Origin of the sequence: Luteibaculum oceani (assembly GCF_007995015.1) — a bacterium.
Taxonomy (GTDB): domain Bacteria; phylum Bacteroidota; class Bacteroidia; order Flavobacteriales_D; family Luteibaculaceae; genus Luteibaculum; species Luteibaculum oceani.
In genome coordinates this window covers 90,755-114,450 of record NZ_VORB01000010.1, presented here as the reverse complement: position 1 = coordinate 114,450, position 23,696 = coordinate 90,755, and the positions used below count along the sequence as shown (strand labels likewise).

Annotated in this window: 15 protein-coding genes; 3 read left to right on the top strand and 12 right to left on the bottom strand. The window is 40.6% G+C overall.

Annotated features, from left to right (window positions below):
• Positions 1-571: 571 nt before the first annotated feature.
• The 5 genes from FRX97_RS10895 to FRX97_RS10875 form a co-directional block, all read right to left on the bottom strand.
• Positions 572-3,196, bottom strand: a complete 2,625-nt coding sequence (locus FRX97_RS10895; protein WP_147015247.1) for a gliding motility-associated C-terminal domain-containing protein — start codon at positions 3,194-3,196, stop codon at positions 572-574.
• Between the two features lie 27 nt (positions 3,197-3,223).
• Complete coding sequence (locus tag FRX97_RS10890; protein ID WP_147015246.1) at positions 3,224-7,360, bottom strand: PKD domain-containing protein; 4,137 nt, start codon at positions 7,358-7,360, stop codon at positions 3,224-3,226.
• 528 nt (positions 7,361-7,888) lie between these two features.
• On the bottom strand, positions 7,889-8,926 hold the full coding sequence (locus FRX97_RS10885) for an agmatinase family protein (protein ID WP_147015245.1): 1,038 nt from the start codon (positions 8,924-8,926) through the stop codon (positions 7,889-7,891).
• On the bottom strand, positions 8,919-10,196 hold the full coding sequence (speE, locus tag FRX97_RS10880; RefSeq protein ID WP_147015244.1) for a polyamine aminopropyltransferase: 1,278 nt from the start codon (positions 10,194-10,196) through the stop codon (positions 8,919-8,921). Before speE ends, FRX97_RS10885 begins: the two co-directional genes overlap by 8 nt.
• A 39-nt stretch (positions 10,197-10,235) precedes the next feature.
• Positions 10,236-11,588 (bottom strand): aldehyde dehydrogenase family protein, encoded by a 1,353-nt coding sequence (locus FRX97_RS10875; RefSeq protein ID WP_147015243.1) that lies wholly within the window; start codon positions 11,586-11,588, stop codon positions 10,236-10,238.
• Between the two features lie 93 nt (positions 11,589-11,681).
• Between FRX97_RS10875 and FRX97_RS10870 the strand changes: the two genes are divergently transcribed.
• Complete coding sequence (locus FRX97_RS10870) at positions 11,682-12,383, top strand: hypothetical protein (protein WP_147015242.1); 702 nt, start codon at positions 11,682-11,684, stop codon at positions 12,381-12,383.
• 68 nt (positions 12,384-12,451) lie between these two features.
• On the opposite strand, the gene FRX97_RS10865 is transcribed toward FRX97_RS10870, so the two are convergent.
• From FRX97_RS10865 to FRX97_RS10845, 5 genes are all read right to left on the bottom strand, one after another.
• Positions 12,452-12,724, bottom strand: a complete 273-nt coding sequence (locus tag FRX97_RS10865; RefSeq protein WP_147015241.1) for an HU family DNA-binding protein — start codon at positions 12,722-12,724, stop codon at positions 12,452-12,454.
• 137 nt (positions 12,725-12,861) lie between these two features.
• Entirely contained in the window at positions 12,862-13,821 is a 960-nt protein-coding gene (gene fmt / locus FRX97_RS10860; RefSeq protein WP_147015240.1) for a methionyl-tRNA formyltransferase, read from the bottom strand.
• A gap of 4 nt (positions 13,822-13,825) precedes the next feature.
• Positions 13,826-15,106, bottom strand: a complete 1,281-nt coding sequence (locus FRX97_RS10855; RefSeq protein WP_147015239.1) for an MATE family efflux transporter — start codon at positions 15,104-15,106, stop codon at positions 13,826-13,828.
• 55 nt (positions 15,107-15,161) lie between these two features.
• Positions 15,162-16,358 (bottom strand): class I SAM-dependent rRNA methyltransferase, encoded by a 1,197-nt coding sequence (locus tag FRX97_RS10850; protein WP_147015238.1) that lies wholly within the window; start codon positions 16,356-16,358, stop codon positions 15,162-15,164.
• A complete protein-coding gene (locus tag FRX97_RS10845) occupies positions 16,346-18,232 on the bottom strand; it encodes a RecQ family ATP-dependent DNA helicase (RefSeq protein WP_147015237.1) in 1,887 nt (628 codons plus the stop codon). The genes FRX97_RS10850 and FRX97_RS10845 overlap by 13 nt, the downstream gene beginning before the upstream one ends.
• Positions 18,233-18,304: 72 nt before the next feature.
• Here FRX97_RS10845 and FRX97_RS10840 point away from each other — a divergent pair, with 72 nt between their 5' ends.
• Positions 18,305-19,369: a branched-chain amino acid aminotransferase gene (locus tag FRX97_RS10840; protein WP_147015236.1), complete on the top strand. Its 1,065-nt coding sequence runs from the start codon at positions 18,305-18,307 to the stop codon at positions 19,367-19,369.
• Positions 19,370-19,381: 12 nt separating this feature from the next.
• Here FRX97_RS10840 and FRX97_RS10835 read toward each other — a convergent pair whose 3' ends face one another.
• Positions 19,382-19,888, bottom strand: a complete 507-nt coding sequence (locus FRX97_RS10835; RefSeq protein WP_147015235.1) for a SixA phosphatase family protein — start codon at positions 19,886-19,888, stop codon at positions 19,382-19,384.
• 92 nt (positions 19,889-19,980) lie between these two features.
• Here FRX97_RS10835 and FRX97_RS10830 point away from each other — a divergent pair, with 92 nt between their 5' ends.
• Positions 19,981-20,871, top strand: a complete 891-nt coding sequence (locus FRX97_RS10830) for a hypothetical protein (RefSeq protein ID WP_147015234.1) — start codon at positions 19,981-19,983, stop codon at positions 20,869-20,871.
• 133 nt (positions 20,872-21,004) lie between these two features.
• Here the strand turns inward: FRX97_RS10830 and clpB are convergent, their stop codons facing one another.
• On the bottom strand, positions 21,005-23,617 hold the full coding sequence (gene clpB, locus FRX97_RS10825; protein ID WP_147015233.1) for an ATP-dependent chaperone ClpB: 2,613 nt from the start codon (positions 23,615-23,617) through the stop codon (positions 21,005-21,007).
• Between the last annotated feature and the right edge of the window lie 79 nt (positions 23,618-23,696).

Below are 23,696 nucleotides of genomic sequence, written 5' to 3'. Positions count from 1 at the left end.
TAATTATCCCGCATTAATAAGCTACAAGGGAGATGTGTAGCCATTGGTATTAAATGTGCTTTTAGGGTTGCCAATTTTTTTTCTTCGAATTTATAGATGCAATTAAACTGTAGTTTGGGTAGAGATTGGTTTTTAAAGTTGGTATAGTTTAATTTAATACGGAAATCATAGGGTGTTTTTAAATCATTTTTTACCGGGGGTATAAATTGAAATCCTAAGCCTTAAATTTTAGGTGATTGAACGAAATGAATGTTTGTAATAAAAGTTAAGCGCAGAATAATAAGTTGTTAGATGTAGATATGTCAGTTTATAAGGTAGGTTAAATGCTATTTGCTCCCAATCCATGTCTTTAAATTCTTAATAGTCGTTTTTTGGCAATAGTTTATTTGGTAATGGCTTTTTTATTGTTTCACCGTGCGGTCTGGTTTTGCAGAAATAGTATAGGGCAAGATTAGTGAAGCTGGGTAAAGGAATAATTACTGGGTTTGTGGTTAAGTAATGGGCTAATAAAAAAAGGGTTCTCAAATTAATGAGAACCCTTTTCGGTTATACGTGTAGGGTAGTTGTTATGTTACTTGTATATAGTAATACTTCCTGCTTTAGTGTGCGGAATATCATATTGATCTAAGTAGGTGAATCGATAAGCATAAGTGCCAGTCATTACATCATCCCCTCGATATTTACCATCCCACTCTTTGTATTCACCTTCGCAGCTGTAAATTAATTCACCCCAACGGTTGTACACTTCAAAGCTTTGGAATATAATCTTCTCAGACATGGATATTCTAAATGTTTCATTTACTCCATCATTGTTTGGCGTAAACACGTTTGGAATGTATAGGTCGTCAAAGCAGTCCTTATCCTCAAACACCATAACGGTTTGTTCCGATCTACAACCGTGTTCGTTGTAGATTTCAAGGATAAACTTGTCTTTAGGATACACAGTAATAGGGTTGGTTTCTACACCATTCCAGATTGCTCTAGCATTTTCTGTAGTTACCATAAGTTGTGCACTGTCTTTAGGACAAACGTAGATATCTGGGACTTCCTCATCAGGGATGTTGTTAATGGTAACCCAAACGGTGTCTTTAATTACACAAGGTCCGTCTGTTATGGTTGCCACATAAATTCCAGATTCTCTTGGTACAATAGAATGTCCTGCGCCTGCTCCCATGTTCCATGTAGTGGTTAATCCAGGAAGTCCTGTAGAGATCGGCACTAACTCGTTAGCACAAGTTACCACCGGAGGAGTCATGTTGGTAATTGGCATATCTACCACTTTAAGATCGAAGTAGTCGGTATTGAAACAGTGTTCGATTTTAGCGGTTTCCACGTATTGACCAGCAAGTCTCACGGTAATGATTGCCGTATCCTGTCCTGTATTCCAGTTGTACTGGGTTTTGTTGGTATCGAGTTGGTCTTTTTCGAAGAAGTCTCCGATAGTAACCGAATCGATTTCACAGATGGTAGCACCAGGTTGTAGGTCGATGTAGGGGTGAGGAACAAAAATTACATCTGCGCTTTCTGTAACAGCACACACACCATCGATAACGGTAACTGAGTATACGCCGGTACCACTCACCTGAATTTGATCGGAGGTTTCTCCAGTATTCCACAGGTATTGTGGGTTTTGCGCATTGGTACTGGTGCTAAGCAGGTATTCTTCACCTTGACAAAGCAAGCTGTCTTGCGATAAAGTCAGGGTGTGCGGTGTTTGTATGCTCACTTGGATTTCATCGGTATCCGAACAAGTACCTTGTATAGCTTTTACGGAGTATAATCCTGGAGCGGTAATGTTAATGCTGCGGTTGTTTTCACCCGAGATTAAGTTTCCGTTTCGGTACCACTCGTAAGTCTGTGCTACGGTATTTGCGTCAAGTACTGCATCGATTCCGTTACACTGCACGATGTCTTCGCCTAGGTTAGGCTTTTTAAGCTCATCGAACTGCACGTTGATTTCATCCGACTCCACACAAAGTTGTTGTGTAACGGTAAGGATATAGGTATCGGTAGAGGTTACCATGATAGAATCGGTGGTTTCACCTGTATTCCAGCTATAGGTAGCGTTAGGAGCAGTAAATCCAATGGTAAGTGCATCGCCAAGGCAAAGTACTTTGTCTTGTCCTAGATCTACCCCAGGAAGCGGTTGTACACCAAGGTTAAGGTCATCGGTATAAGAACACAGACCGTTGGTAGCGGTAACCGAGTAATTACCAGCATTTTTAATGGTAATAGCTGGTCCAGTATCTCCAGTACTCCAAAGGTGGGTAATGGCTGGATTGTTAATACCCGTAGTAATTACACTATCGTCGGTTTCACAGATACTAAAGTCAGGTCCTAGATCAAAAGTAGGGATGGTGTCTAGGAATAGGGTCATGGTATCGGCGAACGAACACAGTCCGTTGGTTGCTACTAAGATGTGTTCACCTGCGGTGTTCACCGTGTTAGTAGGTCCTGAAGTTCCATCTTCCCATTGGTAGCTAGGCCAAGAGGTGTTGTCAGCTACAAGGGTAGTTTGACTGTCCTCACAAATGGTTTGATCGGCACCAATAGAGAAAGTAGGTACAACATCGTGGGTAAGCTGTAGGGTATCGTTAATGATACAAGGACCCGCTACAATTTCAATGGTGTATTCTCTGGCATTGGCGATCCAACGGGTAGCGCCGTTATATCCATCACCCCAGGTGTAGGAAGCACCTTGGTAGGGGATAGAGGCATCTACGAAGAAGGAATCGGTTTCACAGATGTGTGCATCTGGGAAGTTCAATGCATCGGGAGAAAGTACACTCACGAGCATGGTATCGCTATCGCGACATACGTTGGTGTACGACTCAAGAATGATGTTGTGGTTTCCAGCTTCGGTTACAATAATGTTTGGAGTAGTGTTGATAAGCGTTCCGTTATCGAACCAGTTGTAGTTCTGTCCAGAAGGACTTGCAGTAAGCGCAACCGACTCACCCAAACAAATAGAAGTATCATTAGGCAGCTGTGTTGGAATCAACTGCTCGAAGTTCACGTTGATTTCATCCTCCAGCTGACAAGCACCAGAGATGATGGTTACTGAGTAAGTACCAGAAGGATAATAAACAGTTCTTACCCAATCATCGCTTCCGTCATTCCAGAAGATTTCTTCACCCATATCGGTAAAGTCGAAGGTAAGGCTGTCTCCCTGACAAAGTAGGGTATCGTTGCCCATGGTAAATGCTGCAGGGTCTTGGTAGGTTTAAAATACCGTATCGCTAGATACACACCCGCATTGTTCTACATAAAGGATGTATTCTCCAGTTTGGGTAACGGTAATGCGTTCTATTTCTTCACCGGTATTCCAGTAATATCTGTAGTCGTCTAGCAGTTTGTTTCTGTTTTTGATAGGAATTTTATAGCTATCTCCCAGACAAAGCGTTCTGTCTTTTCCAATATCGGGTTTTACCATGGTGTACTCATCGGCGAATACAGAATCTCTATTGTAACAACCCGTTTCATTATGGTACGTAACATAGTAGTACTCATCGTTCACCAATACTTTAGCGGAAGGACCGTAAGCTACGGTATCTCCATCGGCATTGGTCCACACCATGTTTAGCATAGGGTTTTGTGCGGTAAACTCAACCGAGTCACCCACACAGTTTCTAGCACTTTCAGGAGTGATTTGTGCATCTGGTGCAGGGATTACATTCACTTTCACCGAATCGTAAGCGTACTGACAGTACATAGGGCCATCGTCTAGGTATGCGGTTACGTAATAGTATCCGCCTAAGGAATCGGAAGCTTTAGGATGAATGATTTCTTCACCATCGTAGGTGTATCCATCGGGAGTTTCCCAAACAAGATATTCGATTGGTTTACCAGCATCAGGAATAATGATGATGCTATCGCCTTCACACACGGTAATTTCATCTACCAGCTCTAGCATTTCTTCGTAGTAATCGATGGTTAATATCATCGACATGGTAGAGTCTGGACAGTAGGTGTGCGTGGTGTGTACAAATATCTCAGTGGTAGAATCGGGTTCAGCCCAAGGGAATTGTACTGAAGGATCATCGAAGATATTCGCTGGCGTCCACGAGTAAGAGAACTCATCTTCACCACCTGAGGCGAATAACTTCAGTCTACGATCTAGGAAACACTTATTGGTATCGTCTTTGATTTCGTATGTAGGAAGCGGCACCACATCAATGTAGGTGGTATCGTACCCTTTAACACAGGTATCGGCTTTAAGAATGGCTTCGATAATGTATTCTCCTTCGTTTTGTAATCCAACGATATTCACCAGAGGTGTTCTATCGCTAGAACCGAAACCAGGTCCTGTCCAGCTGTAGGTTACATCTCCAACATCTTCAGCAAATAAACGGGTGGTATCCCCTTGACAAATTACAATGGTATCTATAGCGTTCAGCGGCGGAAGTGTAGGGAAGTCAGGAATGTGAACTTCCTTGATAACGGTATCCACACAACCACCGGTGTTTTTAACGGCAAGACGCACATCATATGTTCCAGGGCCGGGGAAGGCGTGATATCTATTGGTATCGGGATATTCACCGGTTCCATCACCGAAGTTCCAGCTCCACGATTCAATGGGGAAGGATGGAGAGCCAAGAGACTGATCGGCAAAGTCGATAAACTGATCTATACAACCTTCTTCGAAGACAAAGTCTGCAGTAGGTTGGTCGGACATGGTTACTTCTTGCTCTAGGGTTACCTGGCAGTTTAATAGTGGGTTTTGACCGAACGGAGTAAGGATTACCGTGTAATTTCCAGGGGTATTTACGGTTATCGATCTTTCCGTAGAACCGGTAGACCACTGGTAAGAAGCAAATCCATCTGGAGCAGTTAGCGTTAAGGATTCTCCTGGACAAATAGCGTATTTACCAGTATTGGTCAACATTTCAATATCTCCACAGAAGGCATCGATATAAGCATATCCGTAGTGTCCACCTTGATCGCAATCCTTAGTTGTAAATTCAATACGGACATCCTGCCCCATAAAATTATCTAATGGTACCGTAACTAGGGTCCAATCTTTCCATCTAATGGTGGTAGAGGTGGAATTTCTTACGTGGTCGTAAGTCTCCTGGAAGGTTGGGTCATTAGGATCGGCTCTTACTTCGTAGGCCGCACATTGAATTTCTGTTTCAATACCATTATCATCAATGGCTACCATTTCTACACCAAAGAAAGGTTGTTGATTAACGTTATGGCTCGGGTCGTTAAATACTACAGCGTAGTAGTAGAAGAAGTTTTTTGTTTCTGGGGTTACGGTAAATTCGTAATACAGAACATCTGCTTGATATCCAGAGTTTCGGTTTCCAATTCTTGCAGCATAACGCTCCCCAATGGGACCAGTGGTTCTCAATTTATTTTGACCTACAACTGGATCGTATCCACCCGCATTCATGAGTGTGTGTCTTGAAAGAGGGTCGTTGGTGTATGTGGTATCCAGTCCCGGAGTTTGTTTGGGGGTACCGTATCTACCTGTCCAACCCTTCCAGTTTTGGAAGTTACCTGTTTCGAAATCGGCATTTAAACAATCGTCACAATCATTTGGGTCTGGACAGTTTGGATCGGCAGCTTTACATCCATTGGGGGTGTTATAGCGCTTTCTAATTTCAATGTCAAAGCTAAAGAAGCTTCCAGTGGTGGCAGCACCAACAATGTAATAGGTTTTCCCACCCTTAAAGGTAACATCCATATAGATGGAATCGCAGGCTACTTCACAGGCAACTGCACCCTTACAGCTAGATTCGTCATTACTAGCATCTGGACACTTATCAAATAGCATCAATCCACCAGTACCATTCACATTTCTACCCACTATGGTTCCGCAAAAATCTTGTGGTGGGGTATAGGTGAAAACGTAATCCGCACCACCAATTAAAGGAATACCACAAGCGTCAGAAGGATCATAATCATCTTCTTTACACTGTACTGAAATTCCCTGTTTTTTAACGTTAGTCTTAGAGGGAAGGGCATCAGGAGTTGAGCAGTTTATACCGGTTGGGTCGAGCTTAGCGGTAGAGAATCTAAAATCAAAATCGCGATCGTATTCGTAGGTGGTTCCTGACCAAGGAGAAGTATATGTATAACTACTTGCTATAAAGTAATAGGTACCAGGATCGACAATTGTGTACTCTATTCCAGCAGTATAGTCTGGCCATCTTGAGCAGCCATCAGCTAGATGGGTAGGATTGGTTGCACTAGGACAACCTTTGTACATGGATAAATTTAAATAATAGCCGCTTACATTAAACGCCGCTGCAGAAATACATTCATTTCCGTCGGATTCATATTTAAATACCACTTCGTTGAAGGAGCTGTATCTCGAACTGTTAATACATTTTGGCTCCACGGAGATGTCATCTCCCATACACCTTGTGGTAAGGTCTAGTTTTTCGAAATAATTATTGGTAGGTTCTATTTTTATGGCGTCGGAACAAGTCTTTCCTTTCCCATCCACAGTGGAGATGTTTAGGTTGTAGGTCATACATGGTGACCGAGATGATACTTGGAAATAGTAGGTTTTTCCAGAGTCAAGCGTGAGGTATTCAACGTAGGTGGAGCCGTACCAATAATCCGTCCATTTACAAGTGGTGTCTGAGTAAGTTGGGCACTGGTCTTCGTGCATGGTAATTCTACCAGTGGAACCAGATTGTGATCCCGTTATTTTAATACATTCCTTTTGTTTGGGGGTGTATTTATAAAGGTAAGACGCTTCGTCATTATATAGTGTGGAATAACAGTCATTTCCTTCTTTTATAAACGATTTTCGGTTACAGTTACTCGCGCCTGTGGTGTCAAAGGGTAGGGAAGTGATTTCCTGGGCAGTCTCGCAATTGTAGCCCACAGGATCTGGTTGACAATTGTTGCCTTGATTAAGGCTAAAAGTAAAATCGAAACACTCACTCCTAGCGGTAACCTGGAAATAATAAGTTTTTCCAGCTTTAAGATTAATATTCTCAAGGGTGGCCGGTTTGGGTGTATTGTTGGCGTTGTCGGGGTTGGTGAATTGAGCAATACATTTACCATTCAAGTCATCTGGACAACCTTCGGTGATAAAAAGCGCGATGGGAGCATCGGCTCCTATCCCAGTTAAAACTGGGTTTACCGTAGCCGTAACGCACATGTCAGCATTTGGCGTGAATTCGTACATGAATTCTTCGTCATCCATATATATGTTACCACATCGATCTTCTCGGTTGTAGTTATTTCCTTTTCCACAAGTCGTTTCATTTTGAAGAAAGGGCGTGGAGTAGGGGACGTTGTTAATAGTAACAGCGGTAGCGCATGTAAGTCCTTGACCGTATGCTATTGCGGAAAATCCTACTAGAATTCCGCAAAGTAAATAGCGAAGAGTTGCCGTCATATCGGGTGTTTGTTCGATTTAAATCGACAAGATGACGTGAAAATCGGCTTAGCGGCGCCTGAACGATGAAAAATGAAAAGTTTAAAATTGGACGGCTGAAAAAGGCTAATGAAAAATTTGTTGAAAAAGCTTGATTTTATTAGGGTAGTATTGTTCAATTCTGAAATGAAGGATATTTTCCACCTTGTAGGCTAAGAAAAAAATGAGCGCAAATTTTTGGGTTTAAATGCAAGGCTTGTACTAATGACGGTAGATTATATAATTAAGTTTAGATATGAAGTCATTATTAAATTAAATTTTACGAACACCTATTATTGAAAACCTAAAGTTTGAATTTAATTAAATTTGGTTAAATGTAAAATGTGCGGTTTTTAATTTGTCATATAATGTAAATATGAGCACATATATATACCACTCTAGAGATATACCAATTTAAAACGGGTGTGGAAAGTGTTTTTTGGGGTAGGTTAAAAAAAAAGCCCGTTCAATGAGATGAACAGGCTTTGCTATTAGGATTCCAAATAATAGTTATCCGAAATTTTGAGATAAGAAAAGAAGGTTGCTTAGTCGATATAGTATTCTTGCTCCAACATTTGCGTTCCATTCCCCATTTTCTTCTGGAGCCACTTCACATAGGTCAAATCCAACAATTTTCTTGCCGCTTTCTACTATGTAATACAGCAGATATAAGACCTGGTTAAAAGTTAACCCTCCAGGGACTGGTGTTCCTGTGTCTGGAGATAGATAAGGCGCTAAACCGTCTATATCGAATGAGATATAAACATTCTCTGGTAAGCTTCGAGAAATCTCTTCACAAATGCGGCTCCATAATTTACCTTGATATTGTTGCTCGCTCAGATCCCAATCGAAAAAGGTTCTAATTCTACCGTCTTCATCGATTCTGGCTGCTTCTTGTGGGCTTAGATCTCTTATACCTACCTGAGTTAAGTTCGCGATACCCTTAAGTTGCAGCGCATTATACATAATGCTAGCATGTGAGTAGGTAAATCCTTCGTACGAATTGCGAAGATCAGCGTGGGCGTCGATTTGAAGAATTCCAACTCCTGGATAAACCTCAGCAACCGCTTTCATCAAGCCTAATGGCGCTCCATGATCGCCACCCACTAATCCTATCCATTTGTTTTTGTTTAACCAGCGTTTTGCTTCTTGATAAACATAGTTATTGAGTTCTGTACAGGCGCTATTAACCTTTCCAGTTAATTTCTCAACCACATCAGCGTCCAGAGGTGTTTCTCCACAATGACTATCACTAACCATTTTAGCCCATTTCCTGGCCTCAGCATTTTTAACAGCAATATCCTGATCTACCGGGATAGTTGCTCTTTTATAATTCCATGCTTTGGGTACGCAGGGGTCAAAAAAATCGAGTTGGGTGGAAGCTTCTAAAATAGCTTCAGGTCCATGTGAAGTTCCTTTGCCATAGCTAGTTGTGGCATCCCATGGTATGGATAAATAAACTAAATCAGCTTCATCCAATGAAAATGGAAATCCGAAGTATTGTCCGTTCGGAATTCCCACGCCATTGATGTCAAAACTATTATTCATTAAGCATTTTCTTTATGTAATTCGGAAGAATAAATGCTGCTCCATGAAGTGCGGAGCTGTAGTATTTAAGTGCGTTGTTTTTCTCAAAATCGCCTGCTAAATCCTCTTTAACTTTTGTAGGATTAATGTTTCCTTTAGATGCAATTTGGAAACTCCATATTCCAGAAGGGTAGGTAGGGATGTGGAAAAGTAGCGTGTTAACCGAATCTTTACCGAAAATCCCTTTTAAACAGGTATTTAATTCAGCAAAAACTTCGTGGTTAAACATTGGGCTTTCTCCTTGTGTTACCAAAAGTCCATTATCATTCAAGGCTTTTTTACAAGCTTCGTAGAATTTGGCAGAAAACAATCCCTCTGCAGGACCTACAGGATCGGAACCATCCACAATAATCAGGTCGTAGGTCCCAGGAGCGGCGTCGTTTACGAATTTGATACCGTCTGCTATTTGCAAATTAACCTTTGGATGATCGAAGGCGCTAGAAAGGGTAGGGAGGTGTAGCTTTGATGCTTCTACAACGTTCGCATCGATTTCCACCATGTCAACTTTCTCTAAGCTTGGGTGTTTTACCAGCTCTCGGATGGTTCCCCCATCACCACCTCCAATAACCAAAGCTCTTTTTACGTTTCCATGAGATAACATAGCTGGATGCGATATCATTTCATGGTAATGTGCCTCATCGGTTTCGGTACACATAAACATATTGTCTATGGTTAGTGTTTTTCCGTAACCGTAAGTATCTATAACCCTAACTTTTTGGATATCAGAGTCTTTGTCGTATAAAACTTCTCCAGTATGGCGAAGAGATAATGCTTGATTATCATCCTTATCTGTAAACCATACGTTTCTCGTATACTTTCCTGGATTAACATGCTTTTTCGCTTCTTCGCGCATAGAATGCATGTCAAAGTCTACTCTATTTAAAAGGTTGAGTGCACCTCTTCTCATTTCAAGGGCCGAGTAATTCTTAGCACCAAATACCTTTTTCAGGTGATCAAATGAAATCCAGGCATCCATTTCACCACAGGTAAATAAATCTACCGCAGCGTAACCGTATTCTGGCCAGGTATGTATAGCTAAATGGCTTTCTTGGATAACTACAACCCCCGAAACTCCATAAGGAGAAAAATGGTGGAAAGTAGAATTGATAACTGTAGCACCTGCTATTTCAGCACCTGTTACCATGGCTTCTTCAATAACAGAAACATCATTCATTATTTCGGGGATACACCCCATGTACTCAACAATAATGTGATTTCCTAATGCGGTCATTCTTTAATCTTTTGTCAAATGTAATTTTTTACTAATAGTTTATGCAATTCGAACGGTTTTTACGTTTTGAAAGGCTTTAATTCCAGGTTCACCCAACTCCCTTCCAATGCCAGAAATACCTATACCGCCAAAGGGGAGTAGGGGATCTGACTTAACTATTGAATTTATAAATACCGCCCCTTCCTCCAATTCGTCAACTAACCTGTTTTGGATGGATTCATTTTTGGTGAATACTGAGGCTCCAAGCCCAAAATCACTCTTATTTGCTAGGTCTATAGCCTCTTCTATTGTACTAAACTCCGTAATGCAAAAAACCGGTCCAAATAACTCCTCTTCAAACGCAGGGGAATCTGATGTAACATTACTTAAAAGACAGGGCCAAACTTTGGCATCCTCTCTACGAAACTTAACCAATTCTACAGCTCCATTTTTAACCGTGCGCGCTACCTGCTCTTCTAGCTTTTCAGCGAGGTCTAATCTGGCTAATGGTCCCAATTTGGTTTCTTCCGAAAGCGGATCATTAACGCTATAATTGTCGATTATATATTTTAATTTATCGATAAAATTCTGGGACAAATCTTTGTGAATAAGGAATCGCTTAGGAGCAATACATGATTGTCCAGCATTTTGAAGTTTCGCTTCCGCCTGGGATAAAACCAGGTCCATATCAGCGTCGGGAAATACAATAAATGGGTTATTTCCACCTAGTTCAAGAACAATGGGTTTGATTTGTTTTCCGGTTATTTCTCCAACCTTGCTCCCCGCGCCAACTGAGCCGGTTAGCGTTACTCCCTTTACGATGGGGCTTTCTATTACCGTCTTTGCCAGCTCCTCACTAATTATTAAATTTTGAAAGGCATGTTTAGGTGTTCCTGCTTGTTCAAATATGTCTTGAATGAAATTCGCGCATCCAAAAACATTTGGGGCGTGTTTCAGTAAAATAACATTCCCACCTGCAAGGGCTGGTATGGCAAACCGAATTACTTGCCAGAATGGGAAATTCCAAGGCATAATCCCGAAAATAACTCCTAGAGGTTGATACTGAATCCAAGCTTTTCCCTCGGGAACATCGATTGGTGTTTTTTCAAGGTAAGATTTGCTGTAATTGGCGTAATGGCGACAACAGAGGGCGCATTTTTCCACTTCAGCAATTCCTTGGGCTAGGGGTTTTCCCATTTCTATTGCCATCAATTCAGCGGCTTTAAATTTTTGGCTTTCTAGGAGATCAGCTATTTGAAGAAGTAAGACCGATCGTTGCTTAAAGTCTGATTTACGCCAGTTTTTATATGCGATTTGAGCATTTTTAAGAACAATAGGTAGATCTTTTTCGTCTAAATAGTCGTATTTACTAATGACAGATTGATCAAAGGGATTTACAGTCTGGTAATTCATCGATACTTTTTTATATCAGGGCAAATTAAGGAAGAACTTCCTCTAAAAAGCCTTAAATTAAAAGGAAACCAAAACACAGATAATCAATAATATATGGAGCCAAGTTCAAATGCACCTACCATACTTACCATGCGAGATGGAGGTCCTCTCTACACCGAAACCAATTTAGATCAGTTCATTGTTGAGCCATTTAATACCATTTCAGCTTTGCTGTTTTTATTTCTTGCAGGTTACTGGTATCTGCGGTTACGAGGACAATTTGGGAAATTTAAATTCTTAACTGCGGCAACGATAACATTAACCGTAGGAGCAGTGGGAGGGACAATTTACCACGCATTTAGACTTGACGCCTTTTTTATGTATATGGACTGGGTACCCATTGTTTTGTTGTGTTGGGCTGCAGCGGTTTTCTTTGTATACCGGCTTAGCAATTCATTTTGGGTAGCAGCTGGGATGCTAATTTTAAGTCTAGTATCTCAAATATTGGTATTCCGCTTTGTGCCCGATCACCAATCCACCAATATTTCCTATGCCATAATGGGGTTTATGGTAGTGGTTCCTACTGTGTGGAACATTATTAAATCTCGATTTTTTCAATGGTGGTGGGTGGCATATGCCTTTGGTGCCTTTTCTTTGGCTTTACTTTTTAGAATTCTAGATCCTTTGCAGTTGATCTCAATCGGAACTCATTTTCTGTGGCACAGTTTCGGTTTTCTAGCATGTCACTTTATGTTCAAATACATTTTTGAACTTCAGAAGGCAAGAAAAATGCAGCCGTCAGTTGTGAGCGTATAGGGTACAAAAAGAAAAACCCTGACGAGGACTTGCCTGTCAGGGTCTTAAAAGCTTTTATAACTTGATGACTAGTTCACGCTATCAGCTAAGTCAGCACCAGCTTTGAATTTAACAACCTTTTTAGCTGGAATGTTGATTTCTTTTCCAGTTTTAGGGTTACGACCTTTACGTGCAGAACGCTCAGAAACGGCAAATGATCCGAATCCTACAAGAGAAATTCTTCCTCCTTTTTTAAGCTCGCCAGTGGTGGCGGAAATGAAAGCATCTAATGCTTTTTTAGAATCTGCTTTCGACAGACCAGAAGCGTCTGCAATTTGATCGATAAGTTCAGCTTTGTTCATTACTTATTTGATTTAGGGTTAGTACTTTGTTTTGACTCAGACAAATTTAGCCGAAATGTCACGTCAGTCAAGAGATTCAAGAGAAAATCCTAAATTTTGTTGATAAATCTACCTGAATGTTAATAAAGACGGGGCTTTCAGCTCGAAAAAATTATTTTATTGAGTTGGAATCCATTCGCAAATTCCCTTCCAGACATCCTTTGTTTACCTGAAATTTGCACCATTTCTAGTGCAATTACGCCGTTTTCGAGTCCCAGAACCAGCTTTTTCTCCCAAAATTCCAGTTTTCCAGAACCCAATTTTGGTCCTTCATCGAGTAGTTCACTCTTATATATTTTAAGTACGGCGGGTTTATCCAAATAGCTTATATCAAAGAAAGCCCCTGGATAGGGACTTAGTCCTCGTATTTTATTGTGTAATGCCGCAACTGGTTGGGATAAGCTCAGCTTGCAATCGTCTTTAAAGATTTTAGGTGCATGCTTGGGGCTAATGTTTTCTTTATTAATAAGGTCCTGCTGATCAACTGGAGTGATTTCATTAGAAAATAAGCCTCTAATGGTTTCTGCGAGGAGGGGTGCGCCTGCCTGCATTAATTTGTCGTGAAGATCTCCAGCATTATCATTTGGGTCTATGTCCACCTCTTTCTGTAGGAGAATGTTTCCAGTATCAATTTCGTGTTTTAGGAGAAAAGTACTTACTCCCGATTTTTCTTCTCCATTTATTATGGTATGGTTAATTGGTGCGGCACCACGGTAATTGGGTAGAAGTGAGGCGTGTAGATTTATAGTGCCCATATTAGGGAGTTTCCACACTTTTTCTGGAAGCATTCTAAAAGCTACCACCACTTGTAAATCTGGCTTTAAGGCTATTAACTCCTCATTAAACTCCTCAGATTTTAAATTGTTGGGTTCTAATACAGGGATATTATGGGCTAATGCTGTTTCTTTTACCTCACAAGCCTGTAGTTTTCTTCCTCTTCCTTTTGGGCGGTCGGGAGTGGTTACAACCCCTACAATGTTAAAGCCTTCTTTTATTAAATAACGAAGTTGGAAAGCCGCAAATTCTGGTGTTCCAAAAAATATAATTCTATTCTTCATATTGTTATATCTGTATTGCTCTCCAGTTTTTAAACCTGAAGTAGAGTAGCGATCCTATAAGCAAGAGTCCAAAATATACAAACTCCATACACCACACTATTAATATGGGTTGTGGATTGACAACAGTAATATAATAGGCGGTGAAAATGTAAATGGTGATGCAAAGGTTTTCGATAATGAACGCCCATCGGGTATCTCCAACTCCTGCAATAGCATTAAAAATTACGGTAGCAGCCATAAATACAAGGGCTTCGAAGAAAACCAATTGCAGTACGGGTGCGGTGTCTTTAATTAAAGTCCCGTCGTTTGTAAGTATTCCAATAATGGCCTGGGGGTAGAGTAAATACCCATGTATGAGTAATACAATTATTACCAGCGAAACTTTGGTTAAATACTTTATGGCTTGGGGCACAAGTTCGAATTTATGCTGGGCCATGTAATTAGAAACATAGGTTTTGGTGGTTGTTCCAAATCCCATTATGGGAATAAAAGCAAGGAAATAAAGGCTTCTAATTAACTGGCTGATGGCTAATTCATGACGACCAATTTTCTCAATTAGAAAAAAGAAAATGGTCCAGGAAATCATTGCCAGAAAACGCTGTCCCATAATAGGTAAGGACAATTGAACTAGTTTTTTGATTTCCTCTTTTACCAATTTGAACCCCGTAAAACCAATCCAATCCATAACCCGTTTATCCCGCCTAACATAGGATATACAATACAGCAGAGCGCAAGCCTCTGCAATAACCGAGGCCAATGCTGCTCCATTTAACCCCATTTCTGGAAATAACCAGATACCATGAATGAGGAGATAATCGAATACTAGGTTTACCGAGGCCATTACGGTTGTACTGGTAGCTAGGATTTTGGTTTGGGCTATTCCAGAATAAAAACCAATTAAGGTTAGCTGGGCAATTGCAAAGAAGTAACCAACGCTTCGTATTTTAAGAAAGCCTTCTATTGCAACTTTTAACTCGCTATCCGCGGTAACGTAGGTTAACAAAGGGGAAGAAAACCATGCGACCAGAATATAGGCCAACAAAGCCAGTGCAATGAGCAAGAAAAAGGCATTCCAAAATAAATTTCGAAGTGCCAGATGGTTACCCGCACCAATACGCCTAGCCGTAATAATTTGTAGTCCCTCACTTAGTCCTTGGGCAACCAGAAAAAAGGTAATATAAACCAACCCAGCATTCCCAGCTGCATTAAGTTGCAATTCACCAATATGGCCGAGAAAGGCGGTGTCTACAAAGGTTAAAATGAATTGTACAAAACCCCCAAGCATTATGGGGTTTGTAACTTTTAGTACGGATTTTAAATTTAATTGGAGCTCCACTAAATTAATCTACCTGAATTACAAGACCCTTTAAATATTCTCCCTCCGGGTGATAGATGCTGTATGGATGGTCAGCAGGCTGATGTAATTGTCCCAATACTTTTATTTCTCTACCCGTTGGGATAGCCGCGGCTAAGACAGTGCTGTTGAACAAGAATTTATCTACAACCTGACTGCAAGAAAAAGTTAGGATAAGCCCGCCTGGCTTAATGTGTTCTATGGCTCTTGCATTTAGCCTTTTGTAACCCTGAATAGCCTTGTGTCTCGAGGAAATGCTTTTCGCAAATGCAGGAGGGTCTAAAACGATGATATCGTAATCGGTTTCCATGCTCTTGATGTAATCAACAGCATCGGCCTTAATAGTCTTATGATTTGCGTTTTCAAGCCCATTTAGAGCAAGGTTTCTCTCTAGTTCCTGTAAAGCTGTTTCAGAACTATCTAGGGAGTGAACCTCTGCAGCGCCCCCTTTTAGAGCTTCAATTGAAAAACCACCAGTATAACAGAAGGTGTTAAGTACCTTCTTACCTTTAGAGATGCTTCCGAGCCATTTTCTATTGTCTCTTTGATCAATGAAAAAACCTGTTTTCTGGCCTGTTTCCCAGTTAATGTGGTATTTGGTGCCATTTTCTTTGGCAATGCACTCACTTATTTCATTCCCGTACACCAATTCTTCATCAACACCGTGTAGCGTTTTAATGTGTTCGGGCATTTTAACGTAAACAGATTTCAGTTTACTTCCCAGCTTGTTCTTTAAAAATTCAACTACGATGTCTTTGATATGATAGGTTGCTATGGAGTAGGCTTGCATTACTGCATGACCATCGTACATGTCAATAATTAATCCGGGTAAACCATCACCTTCTGCAAATACCAGTCGATACATATTGGTTTCATTATTCTCCACTAGGCCTAGTTTCTCTCTTCTTCGCCATGCTTTTTCTAAGCTGTCGGTCCAAAAGCTGGTACTTGGAGTATTATCACCAAAGGTGATCATCCGGATACATATGGTACTTTGATCCTGAAAATACCCATAGCCCAATAAACCGCCCTTGTTGGATCTTACTTCTACCACGTCTCCGTCTATGGGTTCACCTTCCCACGACTTTACCGCTCCGGAGAATACCCAAGGGTGATATCTTCTAATGGATTGATCCTTTTTTGTTTTTAGGGTTGCTACTGCAGCTATGTTTAACTTTTCCATACTTCTTTAAAATCGTTATCCGAAATAATTTTTCCCGATTCAGCGAGATCGCGCAAATGTCTATAAAATGCTTCGCTTTGCAATCGAAATACCCTGTTAAGCTTAATCAATTCGTCAATTTTTATTCTTTTCTCAGATGGAATGGCTTCAAAAATCAATTTGGAAAAGTCTTTAGTTTCCTCCATGCTTAGGCATAAATCGCATTTGCCACATTTTTCAATTTCATCACCAAAATATGCGCAAAGGTATTGCTGGCGGCAGGTTTCGAGCTCTAAGTAGGATTTTATCTTCTCGAAATGTCTCTTTTTTAAAGCATTAAGAACACCAAGCTTTTTTCCTGAAAGAGCATTTTTCATACTAACCGGCCGATTTTCCAATAAACTTAGTTCCCACTTATTTTCCAATAGGTAAAGTTGAATAAGCTTTAGGTCTGCCAGTCGCTTTAATTGCTTAATTACAGTCTGCTCGTTGGTGGAGCAATACTTGGCCAATTGTCTTGGATGAATAAGCGTAGGAAACTCGAATATTCCTTGATAAAGCCGGCCGAGTGCATCCATTAAACTCGATAATTCAGTGTAGCGTATGCTCGCAGCATAGAATTGTCTGGGGTTAACGGTAATCTGCAATTTGGGCTTTCGAATACTTGGGGTATCCCAGTCTATAAGCCCTTCAACCCTTAACGCATCCAAAAGAGTTGCGATTTCGGCAGTACTTTTTTTAGTGAAAGATGAAAGCAATTTAGGGTCGAAATATACCAGGGTGCCTTTTCCTGTACCCAGAGCGATTTTTAAAAAACTCATCAGTTTGTTGTAAAAATCCAGTAAGTCTTTTTTCTCAACTTGTCGATTGACCAGTTTATCCTCTAAAAGTTTCAAGTCATTATCGTCGTACAGGGTTAGGGCGTATGATTTTTCGCCATTTCTACCCGCTCGTCCTGCCTCTTGTATATAGGCCTCCAGCGATTCAGGGAGTTCGGGGTGGATCACAAATTTTACGTTGGGCTTATCTATTCCCATACCGAAAGCAGAGGTTGCCACCATAACATGCCTATTAGATTCCATCCATTCTTTTTGGTTTGCCTCGCGAAGACTTGTAGGCATTCCAGCATGATAGGGAAGGGCAGGGATTCCATTTTCATTGAGGAAATTACTCCAATGCAGGGTGTTTTTTCTACTTCGGGTATAAATAATGCCACTTCCTTTTTGTTTGGTGCAAGTGTTTAGGATGTATTCTTGCTTTTGCTCCGTTTTTTTTACGAAAAACCGAAGATTTTCCCTGAAAAAGGAGCTTCTTATAAGTTGGGGTTTTTTATGGAATCCAAATTCAACAATGTCTTCAACAACCTTTGAGGTAGCAGTTGCCGTAAGGGCAAGGGTTTGGACATCAGGATTGGGGAAAAACTCTTTAACTTGTAAGTAAGAAGGTCTAAAATCGTGTCCCCATTGCGAAATACAATGAGCTTCGTCTAAAACCAATAAGTTCACCTTCATTTGGCTTATCCTGGTGGATACCAATTCATTTTGGAGCCGTTCTGGAGAAAGAAAAAGGAATTTAACATCTCCGTAAACACAATTATCTAGCAGACGATCTAAATCTTTAGGGTGAATCTTGCCAGCAAGATTGATAGCTTTTATTCCTTTACTTTTTAGTGCCTCTGCTTGGTCATCCATCAGTGAAATTAGCGGTGAAATCACTACTCCGATGCCTTCTTTAAGTAAAACGGGTACTTGATAACAGATAGATTTCCCCCCACCAGTGGGTAGAAGCGCAAGGGTGGATTTACCCTCTATAAGCGATTGGATAACAGGGGTTTGTGCTGGGCGAAAATCTGGATAACCCCATACTTTTTTCAACAAATTTCGTGCCTCTTGCATTTCCGTTCATCCAACTTTGGGGCTAAATATCGGCTTAATGATTAAATTTGTGCGCTTTTAAAGTGGAGAGGTATGAAGGATGTTATGGAAATACGAGTAGATAAAACCACAAATTCTAAGATCGCAGAGGTAGATTTCGACAATCTTCCTTTCGGAAAAATCTTTTCCGATCACATGTTTGTGATGGATTATGCGAATGGGGAGTGGAAGGATCTACGCATTACTCCATATCAGAATATAGAAATTAGTCCTGCTAACTCTACACTGCACTACGGTCAGACCATTTTCGAAGGATTAAAAGCATACAAAGCGGAAAATGGAGAGATTCTAGTTTTTAGGCCTGGGGCAAATTTAGACCGACTTAATAAATCGGCTCAGCGCATGTGTATGCCCGAAATTCCAAAGGAACTGTTCATTGAGGCGCTTAAAAAGCTTATCGATATAGATAGAGCATGGGTGCCAGGCAAGGAGGGGCAAACGTTATATATAAGACCCTTTATGTTTGCAACCGACGAGTTCATTGGAATTCGCCCGTCTGATACATACAGATTTATCATTTTCACTTGCCCGGTGGCGAACTACTACAACAAGCCGGTAAGAGTTAAAATAGAAGAGCACTACTCGAGAGCGGGACAAGGAGGATTAGGTTTTGCAAAAACTGCAGCAAACTATGCCGCTTCACTGTATCCAGCTAAACAAGCACAGAAACAAGGTTACGACCAGTTAATTTGGACCAACAGTGGTTCGCACGAATTTATCGAGGAGAGTGGTACCATGAACGTTATGTTTAGGATAAACGACACCTTGATAACTCCGGCTAGTAACGATTCTATTCTAAGAAGTATTACCCGTATGTCCGTAGTGGAAATTGCTAAGCATTGGGGATATAAAGTAGAAGAAAGAAAGGTTTCGGTTGATGAGGTGATTGCTGCAATTAAAGATGGTAGCTTAAAAGAGGCCTTTGGTCTTGGTACTGCAGCAACTGTTGCCCATATCGAAAGTCTATCTTACCGTGATGAAGATTTTGATTTGCCTCCTATAGAGCAAAGAGAATTCTCCAACAAAGTGGCCGATTACCTAAATGCTTACAAAAGAGGCCTAGAAGAAGACGTATTTGCTTGGAATATCCGCGTATAATTCACTTTCTTATTAGAGGTTAGGGGAGAACTTTTTAGGATACACAAAGTCCTTTAGCGTTCCCGTTCCCAGAAAAATTTCATTCCAAGATTTGATTTCGAGTTGGATGTGAGCTATCCCCAGTGTTGGGATATTGCTTATGTTTTCTCCGCATAGCTCATTAACAAAATCGGTTACACCTGGATTGTGTCCAATATAAAATGCCTTCTTGCAGCTAGTTGGTATTTCACTGATGGCAGAGAAAATGGTTTGGCTGGAGGCGTGATACAAAATCCGGTTAGGAGATATTTTTAATTGATCCGATTGAACAAAGGGGAGAAGCCCCTCAAAGGTTTCGGTAGTCCGTTTAGCGGTGGAATAAAGAATTATGTCGGGCTTAATTTGTTGGCTTTTAAGGTGTTCACCCATGATTTCTATGGATTTATAACCTCGATTATTAAGGGGTCGGTCGTAATCTTTTAACTGATTTTCAGCCCAAGAGGACTTTGCATGGCGAATAACAAAAAGTTCTAAACTCATTGGTTTAACAAGTATTTTAATCAAATATTTTGTTGCTGTGGTCGAAAAATTAAATTTGCACAAAATCGCAACAATTAACAATTAAAAGACCTATGAAAACTTTAAAGAAAGTAATGCTTGGTTTGGCATTGCCATTTTTAGCTGGTGCAGTACTAGTTTCTTGTGAATCAGATGGAAACGGTGGAGAAAGCAAAAGGCCAACCCTAGTATTGGATAACGAAAACAATTTTATTGCAGGTGATACCGCAGTAGCTCCTCAAGCTCTTCTTAACTTTAGGGTAGTGGCTACTGAAAACTCTCAATCTAAGAAAAACCTTAAGAATTTTAAAATAGAGCGTATTTTCAACAACACTCCAATAACTATTAAGGATACTAGTATTAGTGGAACATCTTTCCAATTTGAGCTACAGGATACTGCAAGATCTGTTTCTGGTGTAGAGAAGTTTATTTTTTCTGTAACAGATAGAGATGGAGAAACTGCAAGAAGAGAAGTTAACGTAACTACCATTGGATTAGAGTTAAGAGAAGGTAACATCCGCCACATCGCAGGTCCCGCAAGCTGTCTTGGTTCCTTCGATTTGATAAACGTTCTAGCGGTAAGTTCAAGCTCAAGTGATGATAATAAGGATATGGTAAATACCGACCAGGCAGATGCTGCATTCACTGGATCTTTTACGTCTAAAAACGGAACTCGTTTCGTAGTAGGAAATGCAGTTAATACTGCAAACTTTAACTTCGAAAATGCAACTGAATCCCAAATTCAAACCGCATACGGTTTAGGTCAATCGAGCACAACAGTTAATAATCCAGCAAATGCTGCGCAAGGACTTATCTTTGTTAACCTAAGAGGTTTAAATAGATACGCTGTAATACGCGTTGTTGAAGTAGATGCTTCGAATAAAGAATGTAACCCAGGTGCACAAAGAAATTTTGGTAAATTCTCTTTCGAGTACAAGATTGCTAACGACGTAGTAATGAACTAAGCTTTATAGCTAATACATTTTAAAGGGCGATCCAAAGGGTCGCCCTTTTTTTGTGCTTTGCAATTTTATGGTTGGTTGAAATAAAAAGACCGCCCGTAAAGAGCGGTCTTATCCATTTTCCTAAAACATTGGTTTAAAATAATGCTTCTTCCTCCAGCGGTTTTCTAAAGACCACCTTGCCCTCAAAAACATCCATTACCAATTCTTCTCCAGCCTTAACCTCGCCACCTAATATAGCTTTCGACAGTTCGTTCAGGATTTGATTTTGAATCAATCGCTTAACTGGACGCGCTCCAAAACTTGGGTCATATCCTTGATTTATAAGCCATTCTAATCCTTCCTCGGATAATTTGATGTTTAGGCCCTTGTCCTCGAGTCGAGCATTTACGGCGTTCATCTGAATTCGAATGATGTCTTTAATCACACTTTGATTCAGTGGTCGGAAGGTTACCACTTCATCAATACGGTTTAAAAACTCGGGGCGCAAACTTTTCTTCAATAGTTCGAATACCTGAATTTTCGTGGTTTCGTAGGTTTCATCAAGTTCGTTGTCGCCCGCATTTTCGAAATTGCTGGCAATAATATCCGACCCTATGTTGGAGGTCATAATAATTATGGTGTTTTTAAAATCTACGGTGCGGCCTTTGTTGTCAGTTAATCTTCCATCGTCAAGAACCTGAAGTAGAATGTTAAATACATCGGGGTGGGCCTTTTCGATTTCGTCTAACAATATTACCGAATAAGGGCGGCGTCTAACCGCTTCGGTTAATTGACCACCTTCGTCGTACCCCACATAACCAGGAGGAGAACCTACCAAGCGGCTAACAGCGTGACGCTCTTGGAACTCACTCATGTCAATTCGCGTCATGGCTTTTTCGTCGTTAAATAAGAATTCACTTAGTGCTTTAGCCAATTCCGTTTTTCCTACCCCTGTTGATCCTAGGAATAAAAAGGATCCAATTGGTTTCTTTTCGTCCTGTAAACCAGCCCTAGATCTTCGAACGGCATCTGCAACAGCGGTAAGAGCCTCGTCTTGCCCTACAACGCGCTTTACAAGTCGTTCTTCTAATTTTAAAAGCTTCTCCCTTTCGCTTTCCAGCATTCTATTTAGAGGAATTCCTGTCCATTTACTAACCACATCGGCTATTTCCTCGGCATCAACTTCTTCCTTTAACAATTTAGAGCTGTGTGCACGCTCTTGAATTGCCTTTTTCGCTTCTTCTAGTTTTAACTCTAGCTCTTTTAATTTTCCATATCTAATTTCTGCTACTTTTCCGTAGTCGCCTTCTCTTTCAGCCTTTTCAGCAGCGAGTTTAAGCTCGTCTATTTCCTCCTTTACGCTTTGTACACCGTTTATTATTTCTTTTTCCTTTTCCCATTGGGCCTTAAGGTCGCGGCGTTTTTTATTAAGGTCGGCTAATTCTTCTCCAAGTTTGGATAATTTCTCTTCGTCTTTTTCTCTTTTGATGGCTTCTCTCTCAATTTCCAACTGAAGGATTCTTCTGTCCACCTCATCTAACTCCTCGGGTTTAGAATTCATTTCCATGCGAAGCTTAGATGCCGCTTCATCCATTAAGTCAATGGCTTTGTCTGGTAGGAATCTATCGGAAATGTACCTTGTAGAAAGATCCACTGCACTTATAATGGCTTCGTCCTTTATAAGAACCTTGTGGTGGGTTTCATATCTGTCTTTAATACCTCTAAGTATCGATATAGCGGCCTCTCTATCTGGTTCACTTACAAATACTTTCTGGAATCTTCTTTCTAGGGCCTTATCCTTTTCAAAATACTTTTGGTATTCGTTTAGGGTGGTGGCTCCTATAGCGCGTAATTCTCCTCTAGCAAGGGCTGGTTTAAGAATGTTAGCGGCATCCATAGCTCCTTCGCCGCCACCGGCTCCAACCAAAGTGTGAATTTCGTCTATAAAGAGTATGATATTACCATCGGAGTTTACCACCTCTTTTACAACCCCTTTGAGGCGTTCTTCAAACTCTCCTTTGTACTTAGCACCAGCAATTAAGGCACCCATATCCAAGGCATAAATTTGTTTGGATAATAGGTTTTCTGGAACATCCTCCTTCACCATTCTATGAGCAATTCCCTCTGCAATGGCCGTTTTACCAACACCAGGTTCTCCAATAAGAATGGGGTTGTTTTTGGTTTTTCTGGATAGTATTTGAATTACACGTCTAATTTCATCGTCACGGCCAATAACGGGGTCTAATTTTCCATTTCTAGCCTGCTCTTTAAGGTTGATTGCAAATTTCTCAAGCGCTTTGTATGCCGTTTCCTGGGTATTTGATGAAACACGGTCTCCGTTTCTTAAATCGGCTATGGTATTGATTACGGATTTCAATTTGAGTCCGGCATCTTTTAGCATTTGCCCTGTTTTGCCGCCGTTATCTAGAATTGATAAAAGGAGGTGTTCCGAGGCGACATACTCATCTTTAAATTCTTTCAGGTAATTCTCTGCTTTCACCAAAACTTTGGAACTGTTCTGGCTCAATTGAACGTTTCCGCCTTGTACTTTTGGTAAACGATCTAAATCTAGCTCTAATACCGATTTAAGATTTAGAAGGTTGGCGGAATGTTTCTTAAAAACATAGGAGATAAACTCCTCTTCCTTATCAATTAATGCTTTTAGTAGGTGAGAGGGTTCTATAAATTGATGATCCCTTTTAATGGCTTCAGCCTGCGCGCTTTGAACGACTTGCTGGGCATTTTGGGTATATCTGTCAAAATTCATTGCTATTGTTTTTTCCTATTTACAACAAAAAGCAATCCAACAGATTTTTATTTCTAAGCTTCGGATTTTTTGTCAGCAG

Excerpts from the sequence above, each read along its gene's own strand:
- FRX97_RS10850 (WP_147015238.1), bottom strand. The coding sequence starts at position 16,358 with ATGGAAAAGTTAAACATAGCTGCAGTAGCAACCCTAAAAACAAAAAAG.
- FRX97_RS10830 (WP_147015234.1), top strand. The coding sequence starts at position 19,981 with ATGAAAACTTTAAAGAAAGTAATGCTTGGTTTGGCATTGCCATTTTTA.
- FRX97_RS10835 (WP_147015235.1), bottom strand. The coding sequence starts at position 19,888 with ATGAGTTTAGAACTTTTTGTTATTCGCCATGCAAAGTCCTCTTGGGCT.
- FRX97_RS10875 (WP_147015243.1), bottom strand. The coding sequence starts at position 11,588 with ATGAATTACCAGACTGTAAATCCCTTTGATCAATCTGTCATTAGTAAA.
- FRX97_RS10845 (WP_147015237.1), bottom strand. The coding sequence starts at position 18,232 with ATGCAAGAGGCACGAAATTTGTTGAAAAAAGTATGGGGTTATCCAGAT.
- FRX97_RS10890 (WP_147015246.1), bottom strand. The coding sequence starts at position 7,360 with ATGACGGCAACTCTTCGCTATTTACTTTGCGGAATTCTAGTAGGATTT.
- FRX97_RS10870 (WP_147015242.1), top strand. The coding sequence starts at position 11,682 with ATGGAGCCAAGTTCAAATGCACCTACCATACTTACCATGCGAGATGGA.
- FRX97_RS10885 (WP_147015245.1), bottom strand. The coding sequence starts at position 8,926 with ATGAATAATAGTTTTGACATCAATGGCGTGGGAATTCCGAACGGACAA.
- FRX97_RS10865 (WP_147015241.1), bottom strand. The coding sequence starts at position 12,724 with ATGAACAAAGCTGAACTTATCGATCAAATTGCAGACGCTTCTGGTCTG.
- FRX97_RS10895 (WP_147015247.1), bottom strand. The coding sequence starts at position 3,196 with ATGGGCAACGATACCCTACTTTGTCAGGGAGACAGCCTTACCTTCGAC.
- fmt (WP_147015240.1), bottom strand. The coding sequence starts at position 13,821 with ATGAAGAATAGAATTATATTTTTTGGAACACCAGAATTTGCGGCTTTC.
- speE (WP_147015244.1), bottom strand. The coding sequence starts at position 10,196 with ATGACCGCATTAGGAAATCACATTATTGTTGAGTACATGGGGTGTATC.
- FRX97_RS10840 (WP_147015236.1), top strand. The coding sequence starts at position 18,305 with ATGAAGGATGTTATGGAAATACGAGTAGATAAAACCACAAATTCTAAG.
- FRX97_RS10855 (WP_147015239.1), bottom strand. The coding sequence starts at position 15,106 with ATGCTTGGGGGTTTTGTACAATTCATTTTAACCTTTGTAGACACCGCC.
- clpB (WP_147015233.1), bottom strand. The coding sequence starts at position 23,617 with ATGAATTTTGACAGATATACCCAAAATGCCCAGCAAGTCGTTCAAAGC.